Origin of the sequence: Streptomyces sp. NBC_01294 (genome assembly GCF_035917235.1) — a bacterium.
Classification (GTDB): domain Bacteria; phylum Actinomycetota; class Actinomycetes; order Streptomycetales; family Streptomycetaceae; genus Streptomyces; species Streptomyces caledonius.
The window spans coordinates 3,587,403-3,603,468 of the sequence record NZ_CP108423.1 but is presented as its reverse complement, the minus strand read 5'-3'; the positions used below and the strand labels follow the sequence as shown (position 1 = coordinate 3,603,468).

Annotated in this window: 13 protein-coding genes and 2 pseudogenes; 13 read left to right on the top strand and 2 right to left on the bottom strand. The window is 69.7% G+C overall.

Annotation, left to right across the window (positions count from 1 at the left end):
• Positions 1-91: 91 nt before the first annotated feature.
• The 3 genes from OG534_RS16200 to OG534_RS16190 all read left to right on the top strand — a co-directional run bounded on the left by OG534_RS16200 (position 92) and on the right by OG534_RS16190 (position 2,161).
• Positions 92-493: a winged helix-turn-helix transcriptional regulator gene (locus OG534_RS16200; RefSeq protein WP_326588765.1), complete on the top strand. Its 402-nt coding sequence runs from the start codon at positions 92-94 to the stop codon at positions 491-493.
• Positions 463-1,677 (top strand): DUF2786 domain-containing protein, encoded by a 1,215-nt coding sequence (locus OG534_RS16195; protein WP_442807092.1) that lies wholly within the window; start codon positions 463-465, stop codon positions 1,675-1,677. The genes OG534_RS16200 and OG534_RS16195 overlap by 31 nt, the downstream gene beginning before the upstream one ends.
• A 238-nt stretch (positions 1,678-1,915) precedes the next feature.
• The gene (locus OG534_RS16190) at positions 1,916-2,161 is read left to right on the top strand and encodes a DUF397 domain-containing protein (RefSeq protein WP_069920830.1); all 246 of its coding nucleotides are present in this window, start codon (positions 1,916-1,918) and stop codon (positions 2,159-2,161) included.
• A gap of 110 nt (positions 2,162-2,271) precedes the next feature.
• Here the strand turns inward: OG534_RS16190 and OG534_RS16185 are convergent, their stop codons facing one another.
• Entirely contained in the window at positions 2,272-2,781 is a 510-nt protein-coding gene (locus OG534_RS16185; protein ID WP_326588763.1) for an ATP-binding protein, read from the bottom strand.
• Positions 2,782-3,121: 340 nt separating this feature from the next.
• Between OG534_RS16185 and OG534_RS16180 the strand changes: the two genes are divergently transcribed.
• From OG534_RS16180 to OG534_RS16165, 4 genes and pseudogenes are all read left to right on the top strand, one after another.
• Positions 3,122-4,000 (top strand): helix-turn-helix domain-containing protein, encoded by an 879-nt coding sequence (locus OG534_RS16180; RefSeq protein WP_326588762.1) that lies wholly within the window; start codon positions 3,122-3,124, stop codon positions 3,998-4,000.
• An 89-nt stretch (positions 4,001-4,089) separates the two neighbouring features.
• Positions 4,090-5,547, top strand: a complete 1,458-nt coding sequence (locus OG534_RS16175) for an aldehyde dehydrogenase family protein (RefSeq protein ID WP_326588761.1) — start codon at positions 4,090-4,092, stop codon at positions 5,545-5,547.
• 61 nt (positions 5,548-5,608) lie between these two features.
• Positions 5,609-7,687: pseudogene (mrdA, locus tag OG534_RS16170) on the top strand (penicillin-binding protein 2); the annotation flags it as partial.
• A gap of 108 nt (positions 7,688-7,795) precedes the next feature.
• On the top strand, positions 7,796-8,308 hold the full coding sequence (locus OG534_RS16165; protein ID WP_326588760.1) for a DinB family protein: 513 nt from the start codon (positions 7,796-7,798) through the stop codon (positions 8,306-8,308).
• Between the two features lie 24 nt (positions 8,309-8,332).
• Here the strand turns inward: OG534_RS16165 and OG534_RS16160 are convergent, their stop codons facing one another.
• Positions 8,333-10,045, bottom strand: a complete 1,713-nt coding sequence (locus tag OG534_RS16160; protein ID WP_326588759.1) for a zinc ribbon domain-containing protein — start codon at positions 10,043-10,045, stop codon at positions 8,333-8,335.
• A gap of 123 nt (positions 10,046-10,168) precedes the next feature.
• On the opposite strand from OG534_RS16160, the gene OG534_RS16155 reads away from it, so the two are divergent.
• The 6 genes and pseudogenes from OG534_RS16155 to OG534_RS16130 all read left to right on the top strand — a co-directional run.
• A protein-coding gene (locus tag OG534_RS16155) for an IS3 family transposase (RefSeq protein WP_326588758.1) occupies positions 10,169-11,379 on the top strand; the annotation gives its coding sequence in 2 pieces (ribosomal slippage) (positions 10,169-10,460 and positions 10,460-11,379; 1,212 coding nt in all).
• Between the two features lie 403 nt (positions 11,380-11,782).
• Positions 11,783-12,421: a PadR family transcriptional regulator gene (locus OG534_RS16150; RefSeq protein WP_326588757.1), complete on the top strand. Its 639-nt coding sequence runs from the start codon at positions 11,783-11,785 to the stop codon at positions 12,419-12,421.
• Between the two features lie 78 nt (positions 12,422-12,499).
• Positions 12,500-13,438, top strand: coding sequence for an ATP-binding cassette domain-containing protein (locus OG534_RS16145; protein ID WP_326588756.1), 939 nt, complete (start codon positions 12,500-12,502; stop codon positions 13,436-13,438).
• A 128-nt stretch (positions 13,439-13,566) separates the two neighbouring features.
• Positions 13,567-14,313: an ABC transporter permease gene (locus OG534_RS16140; RefSeq protein WP_326593659.1), complete on the top strand. Its 747-nt coding sequence runs from the start codon at positions 13,567-13,569 to the stop codon at positions 14,311-14,313.
• A gap of 96 nt (positions 14,314-14,409) precedes the next feature.
• Positions 14,410-15,168 carry a MerR family transcriptional regulator gene (locus OG534_RS16135; protein ID WP_326588755.1) on the top strand — a complete coding sequence of 253 codons (759 nt, stop codon included), beginning with the start codon at positions 14,410-14,412 and terminating at the stop codon, positions 15,166-15,168.
• Positions 15,169-15,285: 117 nt separating this feature from the next.
• Positions 15,286-15,939, top strand: a pseudogene (locus OG534_RS16130) (DedA family protein); the annotation flags it as partial.
• Positions 15,940-16,066: the final 127 nt, after the last annotated feature.

Below are 16,066 nucleotides of genomic sequence, written 5' to 3'. Positions count from 1 at the left end.
GTCCTTCGTGGTCGTGCCGGTCGGCCTGGTTGGCTTCGGGGACGGGGACATCGTGCGCGGCTGGGCGCACGGCGCGTAAGGAGGCACTTTCATGTCAGTAGGGCACACCGGGGTAACCACCCCCGAGCCGCTGTTGAGCTGCGACGACGATTGCGGCATCCGCGATGTCCTCGACCGGCTCGGCGACAAGTGGTCCGTCCTCGTCGTGGTGGAACTCGGTGCCGGTGTGCGCCGGTTCAAGGAGCTCCAGCGGGCGGTCGACGGCATCTCGCAGCGGATGCTCACCCTCACGGTCCGCCGCCTGGAGCGCGACGGCCTGGTCAGCCGGACCGTGCACGCCACCGTGCCGCCCCAGGTCGAGTACGAGCTGACCGGCCTCGGCCGCAGTCTGACCCTTCTGGTCAGGGGACTCGCCGACTGGTCGCTGGCGCACCGCCCGCAGATCGAGGCCGCCCGCCGGGAATGGGACGCGAGGGCGGACATGCCAAGCTGAAGGGTGTGAGAGACCTTGCCGAGACCGTCGACCGAGCCTTCGCCGCCGCCCTCTACGCCCAGGACGACGCAGGGCTGGACACCGGGGCCTCGCTGCTCGTCGCCGATCAGGCCGGGTGGGCCGGGGTCGGGCGGGAGCTGCTGGCGCGCGGGGAGGCGTCCGTGCGCCAGGGCTGGGAGCGGGGCTGGCAGCCGGCCGACGTGCTGCGGCTGGTCCGCCGGGACCTCGACGAGCGGCACCTGCGCATCACCGGGGATCTGATCGCCGCCGAGGCGCGCCGCTACGCCCGGCTGCCGGCGCGCTGGGATGCCGGTGAGGTGTGGTGGGGCGGCGACGAGCAGTACGCCGACCGGCTCGCGCAGCGCGAACGGGCCGATCGGTTCACCCTGGCCACCGCCTTCCTGGAGGTGCTGCGGCTGCTGATCCGGCTGCCCTCGATCGAACCGGTGGGTCCGCTTCCCGGCGATCCCTTCGACGCCCTCGCGGAGCACGCGCACATCGAGCCCCGCATGCTGGGCCGGATCCGGGCCCTGCTCGCCAAGGCCGAGGCCACCACCTTCCCGGAGGAGGCGGAGGCGCTCAGCGCCAAGGCCCAGGAGCTGATGGCCCGGCACACCGTGGACGAGGCCCTGCTCGCGGCGAGCGGCCAGGGCCCGGCCCAGGTCCCGGGGGCCTGCCGGATCGGGGTCGAGCCGCCGTACGAGGAGGCCAAGGCGGTACTCCTCGACGCGGTGGCCACCGCCAACCGCTGCCGGGCGGTGTGGAACAGCGGCTTCGAGTTCTCCACGGTGGTGGGCTTCGAGAGCGATCTGGAGGCGGTGGAGCTCCTCTACACCTCGCTGCTCGTGCAGGGCACGGCGGCGATGACCCGCGCGGAGGCCGCGCAGCGCTCGGGCGGACGCAAGCGGACGAAGACCTTCAGGCAGTCCTTCCTGCTGGCCTACGCCAGCCGCCTCGGCCACCGGCTCGCCGAGACGGCCGAACACACGGCGACGCAGGCCCCGGACAACCTGCCGGCCCTGGTGGCGCGCGATGTCGCGGTCACCTCCCGCGCGGAGGAGATGTTCCCCCGGACCACCACGACCCGGCTGCGCGGCGCGACCGACCACGCGGGCTGGGAAGACGGCACGGCCGCCGCCGACGCCGCCCAGGTGGGCAGCCGGCGCAAGCCCCTCCGGCGCTAGCCCCGCGGCTCCCGTCCAAGCACACCGCTGCCGCGGTAGCCGGGGCTCCGCCCCGGACCCCGCGCCTCAAACGCCGGCGGGGCTGGATCGGGACGCCCCGGAGCCGGGGGTGCTGCGCGGGGCGAACCTGTCTGTGATCAAGGGACCACCCCGCGTGCACGTGCATCTGCCCATGCATGCGCTCATGAACACAGCTATGATCCGGAGGAGTTGACATCTGCACTATCGGGGGCTTCCTGTGGACCACGCGTACAACGGGATGGCAGCTGCAGAACTCGCTTCCTTGTTTGAGCTGACGTGGCAGAAGAGCAGACACAGCAACTCGCAGGGTTCCTGCGTGGAGTTCGCACGGCTGCCGGGAGGCGACGTCGCCATGCGCAACTCGCGCTTTCCGGACGGTCCGGCGCTCGTCTACACGCCGGCCGAGATCGAGGCCCTGCTCCTGGGCGTCAAGGACGGCGAGTTCGATCATCTGATCGGCTGACGGAACGGCGCATTCATCAAGCCATGCACGTGCACTGGCCGGGACTGATCGCAGTGATCAATCCCGGCCAGTCGTCGTGTGAGGGCCCTCGGCGGGCGGCAGCCGGCCGCTCAGTCCTGGAGCAGGAACAGCGCCCAGACGACCTTGCCGGTCAGCCGTCCCGCGAGCGGGTGCCAGCCCCAGCTGTCGCTGTAGGAGTCCACCAGGAACAGCCCGCGCCCGGACTCCAGGTCGAAGTTCTCCTCGGTGCGCTCCGGTGAGAAGGCCCCGCCGGGCCGGTCCTCGCTGGGGTCGCGCACCGCGCACACCAGTCGGGTGCTCCACCGCATCAGGTGCAGCCGTACCGGCGGCTCCGGCTCGGCGTCCGCGCACCGCGCGTCCCCGGGCAGGGCATGGCGAAGCGCGTTCGTGACGAGTTCGGAGACGACCAGGGCCACATCGTCGAAGCGGTCGTCGAGGCCCCACTGGGACAGGGTCGACCGGGTGAAAGTACGCGCGCCCCGCACCGCGTCGAACCGTGCGGGCAGAGCGCAGGAGGCGGACCCGGAGACAGCCGTGGGGTCGACCGGGGGAAGCCCCTGCCGTAACGGCTCGAGCATGGTCGATCCATTCGTCCCCATGCGAGGCACTCCCGGGATTCGCGGGCGAAGCGGCGGCTCCGTCCAAAGAGAACTGCGGGGTGGGTCCGGCGCCGGCGCGAAGAGCACGCAGGTGCGCGGGGACCATCGTTCCGAATGCCGGAGCCGGATGCAAGGGCAGATGCACGTGCACGCGCCGGACCTGTCCACTCCCGTGACGGTTCTTGCTCATTTCTTCCTACGCATCCTTACGGACTTCTTTTACCGGCGGCGGTATTCCGTTACAGAACGAGTACGACCCGATGCGTTTTGGTGGCAGACTGCGGCCTCTGGGGTTCGGGGGCCCCGCGACGCTCGCGCACACCACGCGCACGCCAATGCGATGGGGAGGGCAGTACTAGTGACCGCAGAAGCAAGCGGTTCTGTGGTGCGCCGCATCCTCCTGGGCTCCCAGCTCAGGCGACTCCGAGAATCCCGCGGCATCACCCGTGAGGCGGCCGGCTACTCGATCCGCGCATCCGAATCGAAGATCAGCCGCTTGGAGTTGGGAAGGGTGAGCTTCAAGGCCAGAGACGTGGAGGACCTCCTGACGCTCTACGGGGTCACGGACACCACGGAGCGCGAGTCGCTGCTCGGACTGGTCCGGGAGGCCAACGCGACCGGCTGGTGGCACAGTTACGGCGACGTGCTGCCCGGCTGGTTCCAGACCTACATCGGCCTGGAGGGCGCCGCCTCGCTCATCCGGATCTACGAGGTGCAGTTCGTCCACGGCCTGTTGCAGACCGAGGCCTACGCCCACGCCGTCGTCAGCCGCGGCATGCCCGGCGCCACCGCTGCCGAGATCGACCGCCGCGTCGCCCTGCGGCTGGAGCGGCAGAAGGTCCTCGTCTCCGAGAACGCCCCGATCTTCCACGCCGTCCTCGACGAGGCCGCGCTGCGCCGCCCGTACGGCGACCGCGACGTCATGCGCGGCCAGTTGGAGCACCTCATCGAGGTCTCCCAGCGCCCCAACGTTCAGCTCCAGGTGATGCCCTTCTCCTTCGGCGGCCACGCGGGCGAGAGCGGAGCCTTCACCCTGCTCCGCTTCCCCGAGTCGGACCTGCAGGACATCGTCTATCTGGAACAGCTCACCAGTGCCCTCTACCTGGACAAGGACGAGGAAGTGGGGCAGTACGGGAGGGCGATGGAACGACTCCAGGCCGACTGCCCGGACGCCGACCGCACCCGGGATCTTCTGCGTGGACTGCTCCAACTGTCTTGATTCGCACGTAGTATGACGGCTGATCAGTGCATGATGACCGATCGGTCTCCGGTGCAGCGCACGGGTGCGCGCTCGCAGTAAGGGATGGCATGTCCATATTCAGCGACCTGGCTCACCAGTACATCGACGGCGAATGGCTGGCCGGTACCGGTTCGTGGGACATCATCGACGTCAACCCGTACAACGGGGAGAAGCTCGCGGCCATCACCGTGGCCACCGTCGAGCAGGTGGACCAGGCCTACCGCGGCGCCGAGCGCGCCCAGCGCGAGTGGGCCGCCACCAGCCCGTACCTGAGACGCGCGGTCCTGGAGCGCGCCCTGCGGATCACCGAGGAGCGCGAGAAGGAGATCGTCGAGGCGATGATCGACGAGCTCGGCGGGACCCGTCCCAAGGCCGAGTACGAGGTCTACCTCGCCAAGGAGTTCATCCGCGAGTCGATCCAGCTCGCCGTCCGGCCGGAGGGTCGGATCCTGGCCTCGCCGGTCGAGGGCAAGGAGAACCGCGTCCAGCGGCTCCCCGTCGGCGTCGTCACCGTGATCAGCCCCTTCAACTTCCCCTTCCTGGTCACCCTGAAGTCGGTCGCCCCGGCCCTGGCGCTGGGCAACGCGGTCGTCATCAAGCCCAACCAGAACGCCCCGGTCGTGGGCGGCGGGGTGATAGCCAAGATCTTCGAGGACGCGGGACTGCCCGCCGGCCTGCTGAACGTCCTGGTCACCGACATCGCCGAGATAGGCGACGCGCTCCTGACCCACCCCGTGCCCAAGGTGATCTCCTTCGCGGGATCGGACCGCGTCGGCCGGCACGTCGGCGCCGTCGCCGCCCGCCACTTCAAGCGGACGGTCCTGGAACTCAGCGGCAACAGCGCCCTCGTCGTCCTCGACGACGCCGACCTCGACTACGCGGTGGACGCGGCCGTCTTCAGCCGCTTCGTCTACCAGGGCCAGGTCTGCATGGCCGCCAACCGGATCCTGGTCGACGCGACCGTCGCGGACGAGTTCACCGAGAAGTTCACAGCCCGCGTGCGGAGCCTGAAGACCGGCGACCCCCACGACGCCGACACCCACATCGGCCCGCTGATCAACTCCTTCCAGGCCGACGCCCTGACCGCGCTCGTCGACCAGGCCGTGGAATCCGGGGCGCAGGCACTCGTACGGGGGTCTACGCGCGGCAACCTCGTCGAACCGACGGTGCTCGCCGGGATCCCCGAGGACTCCCCGCTGCTGGGCCAGGAGATCTTCGGCCCGGTGGCCCTGCTCGTGGTCTTCGACGGCGAGGACGAGGCCGTACGGCTGACCAACGCGACCCCGTACGGGCTCAGCGGCGCCGTGCACACCCGGGACGTGGAACGGGGCGTCCGCTTCGCCCAGCGGATCGAGACGGGCATGATGCACGTCAACGACTCCACGATCGGGGACGAGCCGCTGGCCGCCTTCGGCGGCGAGAAGGCCTCGGGCCTCGGACGGCTGAACGGCGAGGCCACGGTCGAGGCCTTCACCACGCAGAAGTGGATCTCCGTGCAGCACGGCCGGAGCCGCTTCCCGTTCTAGGGGTCCCGAAGGGCCCCTAAACTCAACCGGGCGTACGGCATGCGTTCCGGGGGAGACAGAGTTGAGCAACATACCGGAGACCGGCCGGACCCCTCGGGTCCAGAACCGTCTCGTCGTCATCCAGATCGTCGTCTTCTCCCTGCTGCTCACGCTGGGCGGACGCCTCTGGTACCTCCAGATCCGCAATGGCTCGGAGTACACGGACGAGGCGAAGAACAACCACGTCCAGCAGGTGGTCCAGCCCGCCGTGCGCGGCTCGATCCTCGACTCGCGCGGGGTGCCGCTCGCCGACAACGCGACCCACCTCGTGGTCTCCGCCAACCGCACCGAGCTGCTGACCATGAAGGACAAGGGCAAGTCCGTCCTGACCCGGCTCGCCGGCGTCCTGGGCCTGGACCCCCAGGAGGTCGTCGACAAGGTCCGGCTCTGCGACTCCAAGACCAAGCAGCCCTGCTGGAACGGCTCGCCCTACCAGCCGATCCCGGTCAGCGACGAGGCCACCACCGAGCAGGCCCTGCAGATCCGTGAGCACCCCGAGGACTTCCCGGGCATCACGGCCGAGGCGACCGCCCTGCGCCGCTACGCCGCCCCGGACCAGGCCAACACCTCCCAGGTGCTGGGCTACCTCTCGCCCGTCACCGACGAGGAGATCGCCAAGGCGAAGAAGTCCGACTCCCCGTACCTGCGCTCCGACCAGGTGGGCCGCTCCGGCCTGGAGCGCACCTACGACAAGGAGCTGCGCGGAAAGGCGGGCATCACCCGCTACGAGGTGGACAACCTCGGCCGGGTCATCGGGCAGGGCGAGACCGACCCGGCGAAGCCCGGCTCGAACATCGTGACCTCGATCGACTCCCGTGTGCAGGCGGTCGCGGAGCGCGAGCTGAACAACGCGATGATCGACGCCCGCAAGACGTTCGACGAGAACAACACCCGCCGGAACTACGAGGCCGACTCGGGCTCGGTCGTGGTGATGGAGACCAAGACCGGCCGGGTCGTGGCGATGGCCTCGAACCCGACCTACGACCCGAACGCCTGGGTGGGCGGCATCTCCGCGAAGGACTACGCCGGCCTGACCGACAAGAAGTCGAACTACCCGCTGCTGAACCGGGCGATCCAGGCCCAGGCGGCGCCCGGCTCCATCTTCAAGGTGGTCACCTCGACCGCCGCGGTCAACGCCGGGTACGCCTTCAACAACCGCTACCCCTGCCCCAGCTCGTACTCGGTCGGCAACCAGACCTTCACGAACTTCGAGTCGCAGGGCCACGGCGACATCACGATCGGCCGGGCCCTGGAGGTCTCCTGCGACACGGTCTACTACCTGATCGCGGACCAGGAGTGGAAGAAGGACGGCGGGATCAACCCGAAGAAGAACCCGAACGACTGGTTCTTCAAGACCGCCCACGAGTTCGGGCTGGGCAAGCGGACCGGCATCGACCTGCCGAACGAGGTGCCCGGCCGGATCCCCGACCGCAAGTGGAAGCAGGACTTCTTCGAGGCGAACAAGGACGCCTGGTGCCGCGACGGCAAGAAGAGCGGCAGCTTCGCCGAGAAGATCGCCTACGAGAACTGCCGCCAGGGCAACCAGCTGCGCGAGGGCGACGCCATCAACTACTCGATCGGGCAGGGCGACACCCTCGTCACCCCGCTCCAGATGGCCTCCGTCTACGCGGCCATCGCCAACGGCGGCACGCTGCACCAGCCCAGCGTCGGCAAGGCGGTCGTCAGCGCCGACGGGACGTCGGTCCAGGAGATTGCGCCCAAGGTGCAGGGCAAGCTGCCGATGGACGCCAAGACCCGCAACAACATCGACCAGGCCCTCGCCGGCGTGGCCACCAGCGGCAGCGCCGCCTGGCGCTTCGGCGGCTGGCCGCAGAAGCAGATCCCGATGCACGCCAAGACCGGCACGGCCGAGGTCCAGGGCAAGCAGACCACCTCGTGGTTCGCCTCCTACACCGAGGACTACGCGATCGTCATGACGATCTCGCAGGGCGGCACCGGCTCGGGTGCGTCGGGGCCGGCCGTCCGCAAGATCTACGAGGCGATGTACGGGCTCGACCCGACGGGCAGGCAGGACCTCGCCAAGGCCCTGCTCCCGCAGCCCGCCACGGCGCTGCCCGCGATTCGCCCGGACGGGGAAATCTCCCCGCACTGAGCGGCCATCTAGGACAGAGACTGACCGCAAGGCTCCGTAGCGTGTGGGTTGTCGGGGGGACGGGCTCCCCGGCACCCCACACAAAGGCGGTCGGTCATGGCTCAGATTTCCACCGAGGTCCTCGGCGACGAGCGCGGCACGCTCCTCGCCTTCGTCGAGGCCCAGCGCGCGGCGATCCGCGAAACGGTCCTCGGGCTCGACGAGGAGCAGGCGGCGAGCCGCCCCACCGTCAGCGAGCTCACCCTGTCCGGCGTGCTCAAGCACGTGGCCGAGGTCGAGCTGGGCTGGCTGCGGATGGCCCAGCAGGTCCCGAACGAGCGCCAGCGCACCGAGGAGACCTGGAACGAGGCCTTCCGGCTGGTCGAGGGCGAGTCGATCCCGTCCGTCCTGGCCTTCTGGGACGAGGTCCGGCAGGAGACGGAGGCCTTCGTCGCCGGCCTGCCGAGCCTGGACGACACCTTCCCGCTCCCGCCGGCGCCCTGGTTCCCGAAGAACGGCAAGGTCTCGATGCGCTGGATGCTGCTGCACCTGGTGGAGGAGTTCGCCCGGCACGCGGGCCACGCGGACATCGTCCGCGAATCCCTCGACGGCACCCGCGCCATGGGCTGACCATGCGGTGAGTAGCGTCTCTGATCAGCTTGATGATCCCGTGTCGGACACGGTGTCCGAGAGGATCTCCCATCGTGGAGGGGTGGCATGGGCGTGGAGGTGGAAGCCCGCGCCCAGTGCTGTGCCTCGTGGCCGGTGTCGGCTGGTGGTGGGTGTGCTGGTCGTTGTCACGTCCTGGTGCCGGTGGGCTGCGCGGGGCAGTCGGGGCCGGTCCGTGTGAGCGTGTCCCTCCGGACGCTTGCCCGCCGGGCCTTGGGGCCTGGTGGGGGAGGGTGCCCTGCGTCGCCTGGGCGCGGGGCTTGTTGCCTCGTGCCGGGTGGGTCCGGTCTTGGACCTGTCCCGACTGGTCTTTGGTGCGGACGGTGTGATGACCGCCGCTTTTTCGAGTGTGTCTACCACCGAGCGGATGACCATGGCGCCGTTGGCCCGTTCGGTCACGGTCTTCGCTTGGTGGGTGAGGCCGCGTGCGACGATGCGATTCCGCGCGCCCTGGTCGCGGTCCCCCTGGTATCCGCAGGAGCGGCAGACAGCCCACTTCCATCCCGGAGTGGTGGGCCGGTCCGGGGCCTTACGGTGCCACAGCGGTACGAGGCACCGCGGGCAGTGCTTGGAGGTGTTCTTCGCGGGCACCATGACCACACTGATGCCCACCTCGGCGGCGAGGTGTCGCATGCGGTCCACGATCTGCCCTCGTACCGTCTGGGACAGACGGGTGTTCATGGTGCGGCCCATGCCGCGTGCTTCCATCGACCGCAGGTCTTCGAGGTAGATGACACTGGCCCCGGCGGTGATGGCCTGGTCCACCGCCCATCGCGCCGCAGCCCGCGCCAGGGCATCGCCCAGGTTCGACCGTTTGTCGGAGATGCGTCGGATCTGGTCGGCCAGGACTGCGTGCCTGGCCGCCAAGGGGTGTTCGGTGTCGCTGCCGGTGAGCCGCTGGTAGCGATGGGCTTTCGCGTGCAGGAGTTCACTGTGGCGGCGGAGCAGGTGCTGTTTGGCAAGGACACCGGCCGCCCGGAACATGCCCCCGGCTCCGAGGGCGGTGATCGTGCCGTCATCGTGGAGACGGGCGGCCCCGGCACTGAGCAGGGTGTTCAGGCCCCAGTCCACGCCGAGCGCGACCGTATGCCCGGTGCGGGCGGTCCTGGGAACGGCGTGGGTGTAGGCGAGATCCGCTCGCACGCGGCCGCCCGTCACGCGCAGGGTGGGCAGGTGCAGCACCGCCGAGGCCGGAATCGTCGGCGGAAGCGAGATCGGGCAGGACACCCATGTCCAGTCCTTGTACGACTGCGGATCAGGCCGGGCCGGCAGTTGCAGCCGCAGCAATGCCCAGCCCGGATCACTCTCGTGCCGTTCGATGGTTGCCTGCTGCCCGTCACACGCCGACAACAGCAACATGTGAGCGGGTCGGGGGACGTCTTCCGCCTCGAACACATCGACCGGTAGTCGCCCGTGCTCTCGGACGAACACGGCGACCTGCCGGGTACGGCCCTTGATGACACTGGACGGCAGATGCTGGCCGCCGGGCGCGGCAGACCGAACGGCGTCCCACTCCTCGGGTGTGCGCTTGGACGGATCAGCAGGCCAGGTCGCGAGCACGGCGGCGGTCAGGTCGGCGCGCCACTTCGCCGACCGCAACGTGCGCCCGGCCGTCTCCTGGGCCATGCGAACGATCCGGTCGTTGACACGGATGCCGTCCAGGGTGGTGACGCTCCAACCGAGCCGGCGCAGAGCCATCCACGCGTTCGACGGCAGCGTCCGCCCGCCCGCGTCCTCACCGGATGCGAGGATGGGCCTTGACCCCGGATGTTGGACACCGGAGAGACTTGGATCTTGATGGTCCAGGAGAACGGAGTCCCCGTGGGGATGAAGCATTACCCCGCCGAGTTCAAGGCGGACGCGGTCGCGTTGTACCGGTCGAGGCCGGGGGCGACGATCAAGTCGGTCGCCGGTGATCTCGGGGTGAACACCGAGACGTTGCGGAACTGGATCCGGGCCGCCGACGGGCGCCGGCCCGGCGCCCACTCGACGCAGCCGGCCGCCGCGCTGGCCAGCGGTGACGACGTTCAGGCGGAGCTGGCCGCGGCCCGGAAGAGGATCCGCGAGCTGGAGGAAGAGCGCGACATTCTCCGCAAGGCGGCCCGATATTTCGCGACGGAGACGCGCTGGTGACCCGCTGCCAGTTCGTTGAGGATCACCAGCGCCGTCACGGCGTGAAGCGGCTCTGCGACATCCTCGGCCTCTCCCGCTCGAGCTTCTACTACTGGCGCCGCACCGCGGCAGCAAGGGCGGCCCGGCAGATCGCCGAGGCCGGGATCGCGGCCCGGATACGCAAGGCCCACCAGGAATCCGACGGCACTTACGGAGTCCCCAGGATCACCGCCGAGCTCCGTGACGAAGGCGGCCCGGCGGTCAACCACAAGCGGGTCGCCAGGATCATGCGGACCATCGGGCTCGAGGGAGTCCGCCTGCGCCGCCGGCACCGCACCACCCTCGCGGACCATGCGGCGCCGAAGGCACCAGATCTGATCGGCCGTGACTTCACCGCGTCCGAGGTGAACACGAAGTACGTCGGCGACATCACGTATCTGCCGGTGAGCGGCGCGAAGCCGCTCTACCTCGCGACCGTCATCGACCTCGCCTCACGCCGGCTGGCCGGATGGGCCATCGCTGACCACATGCGGACAGAACTCGTCACCGACGCCCTCGCGGCAGCCGAGCGGACCCGCGGGAGCATGGCCGGAGCAGTCATGCACACGGATCACGGCTCGCAATACACGAGTAGGGCCTTCGCTGAAATCTGCAGGTCAGCAGGGGTCCGGCAGAGCATGGGCGCGATCGGGTCCAGCGCGGACAACGCAGCCGCGGAAAGCTTCAACGCCGCCTTCAAGAGAGAAACGCTCCAAGGCCGCAAAGGCTGGTCGAACGAGCATGAAGCGCGACTCGACGCCTTCCGCTGGCTGACCCGATACAACACCCGCCGCCGGCACTCCCGCCTCGGCCAGCGATCTCCGATCGCCTACGAGAACGACCTCCAACCAGCAACAACTACCCTGACCCAAGCCGCATAGATGTGTTCAAAATCCGGGGTCAAGGCCCGATGTCGACGTCGGCGGTGTTCCAGTGCCCGGCCAGAAGCGCATCCACCATGCCGCACACCAGGTCAGCGGCCCAGCCGACCCGCTCAGCCAACACGGAGACGGGCAGTGGCTCACCGGTCCTCTCGTCAACTCCGATATGCAGAACGGCACGGGCGCAGGCGATGCGGGAAGTCTCGCCATTCGCGAGCAGTAGCTTCCGACTCAACGCCCACCCACCCCCTGTCTCCCGTGTGCTCTCATCCGATCAACGACTGTCTCGGTGCAAGGTCACTCATTCGACTCGTGAACTCATCTTCGGCACCCCGGCGCGGACGCCATGGGCAGACACACACGATCACTTTGGATACCCAAAGAACTGTGTGAGCCTGGCCCCATGTCAGCGATCCGGCTTCTTGTCCTCGGTGCGGTCCGCCAGCACGGGCGGGCCCATGGGTACCAGGTGCGCAACGACCTGGAGTACTGGGGCGCCCACGAGTGGTCGAACACCAAGCCCGGATCGATCTACCACGCGCTCAAGCAGATGGCGAAGCAGGGCGTCCTGCACGCTCACGAGGTGGCGCCGAGCGTGGCGGGCGGGCCCCCGCGCACCGAGTACGAGCTGACGGACGCCGGGCGCGAGGAGTACTTCCGGCTGCTGCGCGAGGCGCTCGCGGCGTACGACCAGAAGACGGACGTGCTGTCGGCGGCGATCGGCTTCATGGTCGACCTCCCGCGGGAGGAGGTCCTCGCGCTGCTCCGGGAGCGGCTGGCGAAGCTGGCGGGCTGGCGGTCGGCGGTGACCGAGTACTACACGCCGGAGGGCGGGCCGCAGGCGCTGGGCCACATCGGCGAGATCATGCACATGTGGGTCCACTCCGGGGACGCCGAGGCGGAGTGGACCCGGGGGCTGATCGCCCGGATCGAGGGGGGCGCGTACTCCTTCGCGGGCGAGGGCGGCGAACCGTTCGTGGGGGTCCTGGCGGACGGGCAGGAGAACCCGTACGCGACCGGGCCGGACCCGCGAGACATGTAATCAAGTTTGACTAGCCGGAGATCCGGGCATACGTTTGCCGCCCTGCTACTCAAATTTGACTAATCGAGGAGCGAAGTGATGGCGGCGATCTCCGCCGAAGGCGTCCACAAGCGGTACGGCGACAAGCCCGCCCTGGCCGGGCTCGACCTGGAGGTGGCACGCGGAACGGTGCACGCGGTGCTCGGCCCCAACGGAGCCGGCAAGACCACGGCGGTCCGCATCATGAGCACCCTGCTGCGGCACGACGAGGGCGCGGTGCGGGTGGCGGGCCACGACGTACGGACGGACGCGGCGGCCGTCCGCGCCCGGATCGGCCTGCTCGGCCAGCACGCGGCGCTCGACGAGGAACTGGCCGGGCGGCAGAACCTGGAGATGTTCGGGCGCCTGCACCACCTGGGCGCGCGGCGGGCCGGGCTGCGGGCCGACGAACTGCTGGAGCGGTTCGGCCTCGCGGACACCGGCCGCAAGCCCGTGAAGCAGTACAGCGGCGGCATGCGCCGCCGCCTCGACCTCGCGGCGTCCCTGATCACCGAGCCGGAGGTGCTCTTCCTGGACGAGCCGACCACCGGGCTCGATCCGCGCGGCCGCGCCGAGGTGTGGAACGCGGTCCGCTCACTGGTGGGCGGCGGCACGACGGTCCTGCTGACCACCCAGTACCTGGAGGAGGCCGACCAGCTGTCCGACCGCATCGCGCTGATCGACGCCGGGCGGGTGGCCGCCGAGGGCACGGCCGACGAGCTGAAGGCCCTCGTCGGGGCGGACCGGATCGTCGTCGTCCTGCGGGACGCGGCACGGCTCGGGCAGGCGGCGGCGCTGCTGCCGGACCCGTCCGTCGACCCCGACTCCCTGACGCTCAGCTTCCCGGTCCAGGACCGCATGGCGGGCCTGACCCTGACCCTGCGCGCGCTGGAGGAGGCCGGCATCGAGGCGGCGGACCTCTCGGTGCGGCGGCCCACGCTCGACGAGGTCTTCCTGCACCTGACCGACCGTACGAACACCGCGGAGGTGGCCGCATGAGCACCAGCACCAGCACCAGCACGGGCACGAGCACGGGCACGAGCACGGGCACGAGCACGGGCCTGGGCCCGCACACGGGCGTGAGCACGCACACTGGCGTCCCCTGGGTGCTCGTGGACTCCTGGACGATGACCCGGCGCGAACTCGCCCACTGGGCGCGCCAACCGGTCCAGATGGTCGTCGGACTGGTCTTCCCCGTGATGCTGCTGCTGATGTTCGGCTTCCTCGTCGGCGGCGGGCGCGGCATCGACGGCGAGTACGTCGAGTTCCTGGTGCCCGGGATGCTCGCGCTGACCATGGCCTTCGGACTGGAGGCGACGATGACGGCGGTCACCCAGGACCTGGGCAAGGGCGTCATCGACCGCTTCCGCGCCATGCCGATGTCCTCCTCGGCGGTCCTGGTCGGCCGCAGCGCGGCGGACATGCTCCAGTCGGCCGTGGGGCTCGCGGTCCTGGCGGGCGTCGGCCTCCTCCTCGGCTGGCGCTGGCACGGCTCACCCGCGGCCGCCCTGCTGGCCTTCGCACTGCTCCTGCTGCTGCGCTTCGCGATGCTGTGGATCGGGATCTGGCTCGGCATGGTCGCGGGCCGGCCCGAACTGGTGCAGGCGGTGCAGATCCTGGTGTGGCCGGTGGGCTTCCTCTCCAACGCCTTCGCCACGCCGCAGTCGATGCCGGGCTGGCTGGGGGCGGTGGTGGAATGGAACCCGATGTCGGCCACCGCGACGGCGGTCCGCGACCTGTTCGGCAACCCGGCGGCGGCGCCCCCGTCCTGGGCCTCCGACCATGCCGCACTGCTCGCCGTCGCCTGGCCGGTCCTGCTGCTGGCGGTCTTCTTCCCGCTGGCGGTGGCCCGGTTCCGCGGCCTCAGCCGTTAGGCGGACCCCGCCGGCGGCAGAGGCGGAAGAGGACTTGCACCTCACGCCGCGTGAGGGACCACAGTGAAGGGCGTACCCGAACAGAGGAGGGAAGCGATGGGCCACTCCGTGGGCCAGGTCGCCGGATTCGCCGGAGTGACGGTGCGCACCCTGCACCACTACGACGAGATCGGTCTGCTCTGCCCGAGCGGCCGCAGCCACGCGGGACACCGGCGGTACGACGACGCCGACCTGGACCGGCTGCAGCGGATCCTGTTCTACCGGGAGCTCGGCTTCCCCCTCGACGAGGTCGCGGTCCTGCTGGACGACCCGGAATCGGATCCGCGGGAGCATCTGCGCCGGCAGCACGCCCTGCTGACCGACCGGATCGACCGGCTCCAGCAGATGGCCAAGGCCGTTGAGCACGCCATGGAGGCGAAGAAGATGGGCATCAACCTCACACCCGAGGAGAAGTTCGAGGTCTTCGGGGACAGCGACCCCGAGCAGTACGCGCAGGAGGCCGAGCAGCGCTGGGGCGGCACCGACGCCTACGCCCAGTCGCAGCGCCGCGCGGCCTCGTACACGAAGGACGACTGGCAGCGGATCCAGGACGAGTCCGCCGGCTGGGGCAGCCGGTACGCGGCCCTCATGGAGGCCGGTGAGCCCGCGGAAGGCGAGCGGGCGATGGACCTGGCCGAGGAACACCGCCGGCACATCAGCACGTGGTTCTACGAGTGCCCGTACGAGATGCACACCTGCCTCGGCGAGATGTACGTCACGGACGAGCGGTTCACGGCGTTCTACGACGCCGTCAAGCCCGGCATGGCCGCGCATCTGCGGGACTCGATCACGGCCAACGCCGTACGCCACGTGTAGGCGCGGACGTCACGCACACGCCCCCTCCGGGCCCTGGAACCGGGCGGGGGTCGTGTGCGTTGATAATTGAGACCGCCCGCCCCCCGCACCCCCTCGATCCAGGAGAGCCCGGAACCCGTGGAAACGCTTGCGCTCGGCCCTGAGTGGCTCAGTCCGGACTATCTGATCTCGCACTTCGGCCTGATCGGCATCCTGGTCATCGTCTTCGCCGAGTCGGGGCTCTTCGCCTTCCTGCCGGGCGACTCGCTGCTGTTCACGGCAGGTCTGCTGGTCGCGGACGGGCAGTACATCAAGCAGCCGCTGTGGCTGGTCTGCACGCTGATCGTGGCCGCCGCCATCATCGGCGACCAGGTCGGCTACATGATCGGCAAGTTCTTCGGCCCGAAGCTCTTCAACCGGCCGAACTCCAAGCTCTTCAAGCGGGAGAACCTCGACAAGGCGCACGAGTTCATGGACCGGCACGGCCCGAAGGCCATCGTGCTCGCCCGGTTCGTGCCGATCATCCGCACCTTCGCCCCGATGGTCGCGGGCGCCGGCTCGATGAAGTACCGCACCTTCCTGACCTACAACGTCATCGGCGGCGTCGCCTGGGGCGCCGGTGTCACGGTCGCGGGCTACTGGCTCGGCCAGATCGAGTTCATCAAGACCAACGTCGAGCCGATCCTGGTGGGCATCGTCCTCATCTCGGTCATCCCGGTGGTCTTCGAGGTCCTCAAGGCCCGCAAGGAGAACAAGGCGAACAGGGCGACCGCCGGCCAGGCGCCCGCCGCGCCCGGCACGGTCGAGGACTCCGGCCCCCAGCGCGGCCGCCACGCCAAGCGCTGATTCAGCCTCGCCGGCGATTGAGGCGCGGGGTCCGGGGCGGAGCCCCGAATCGGTGAGCCGCGCTCGGCTACGC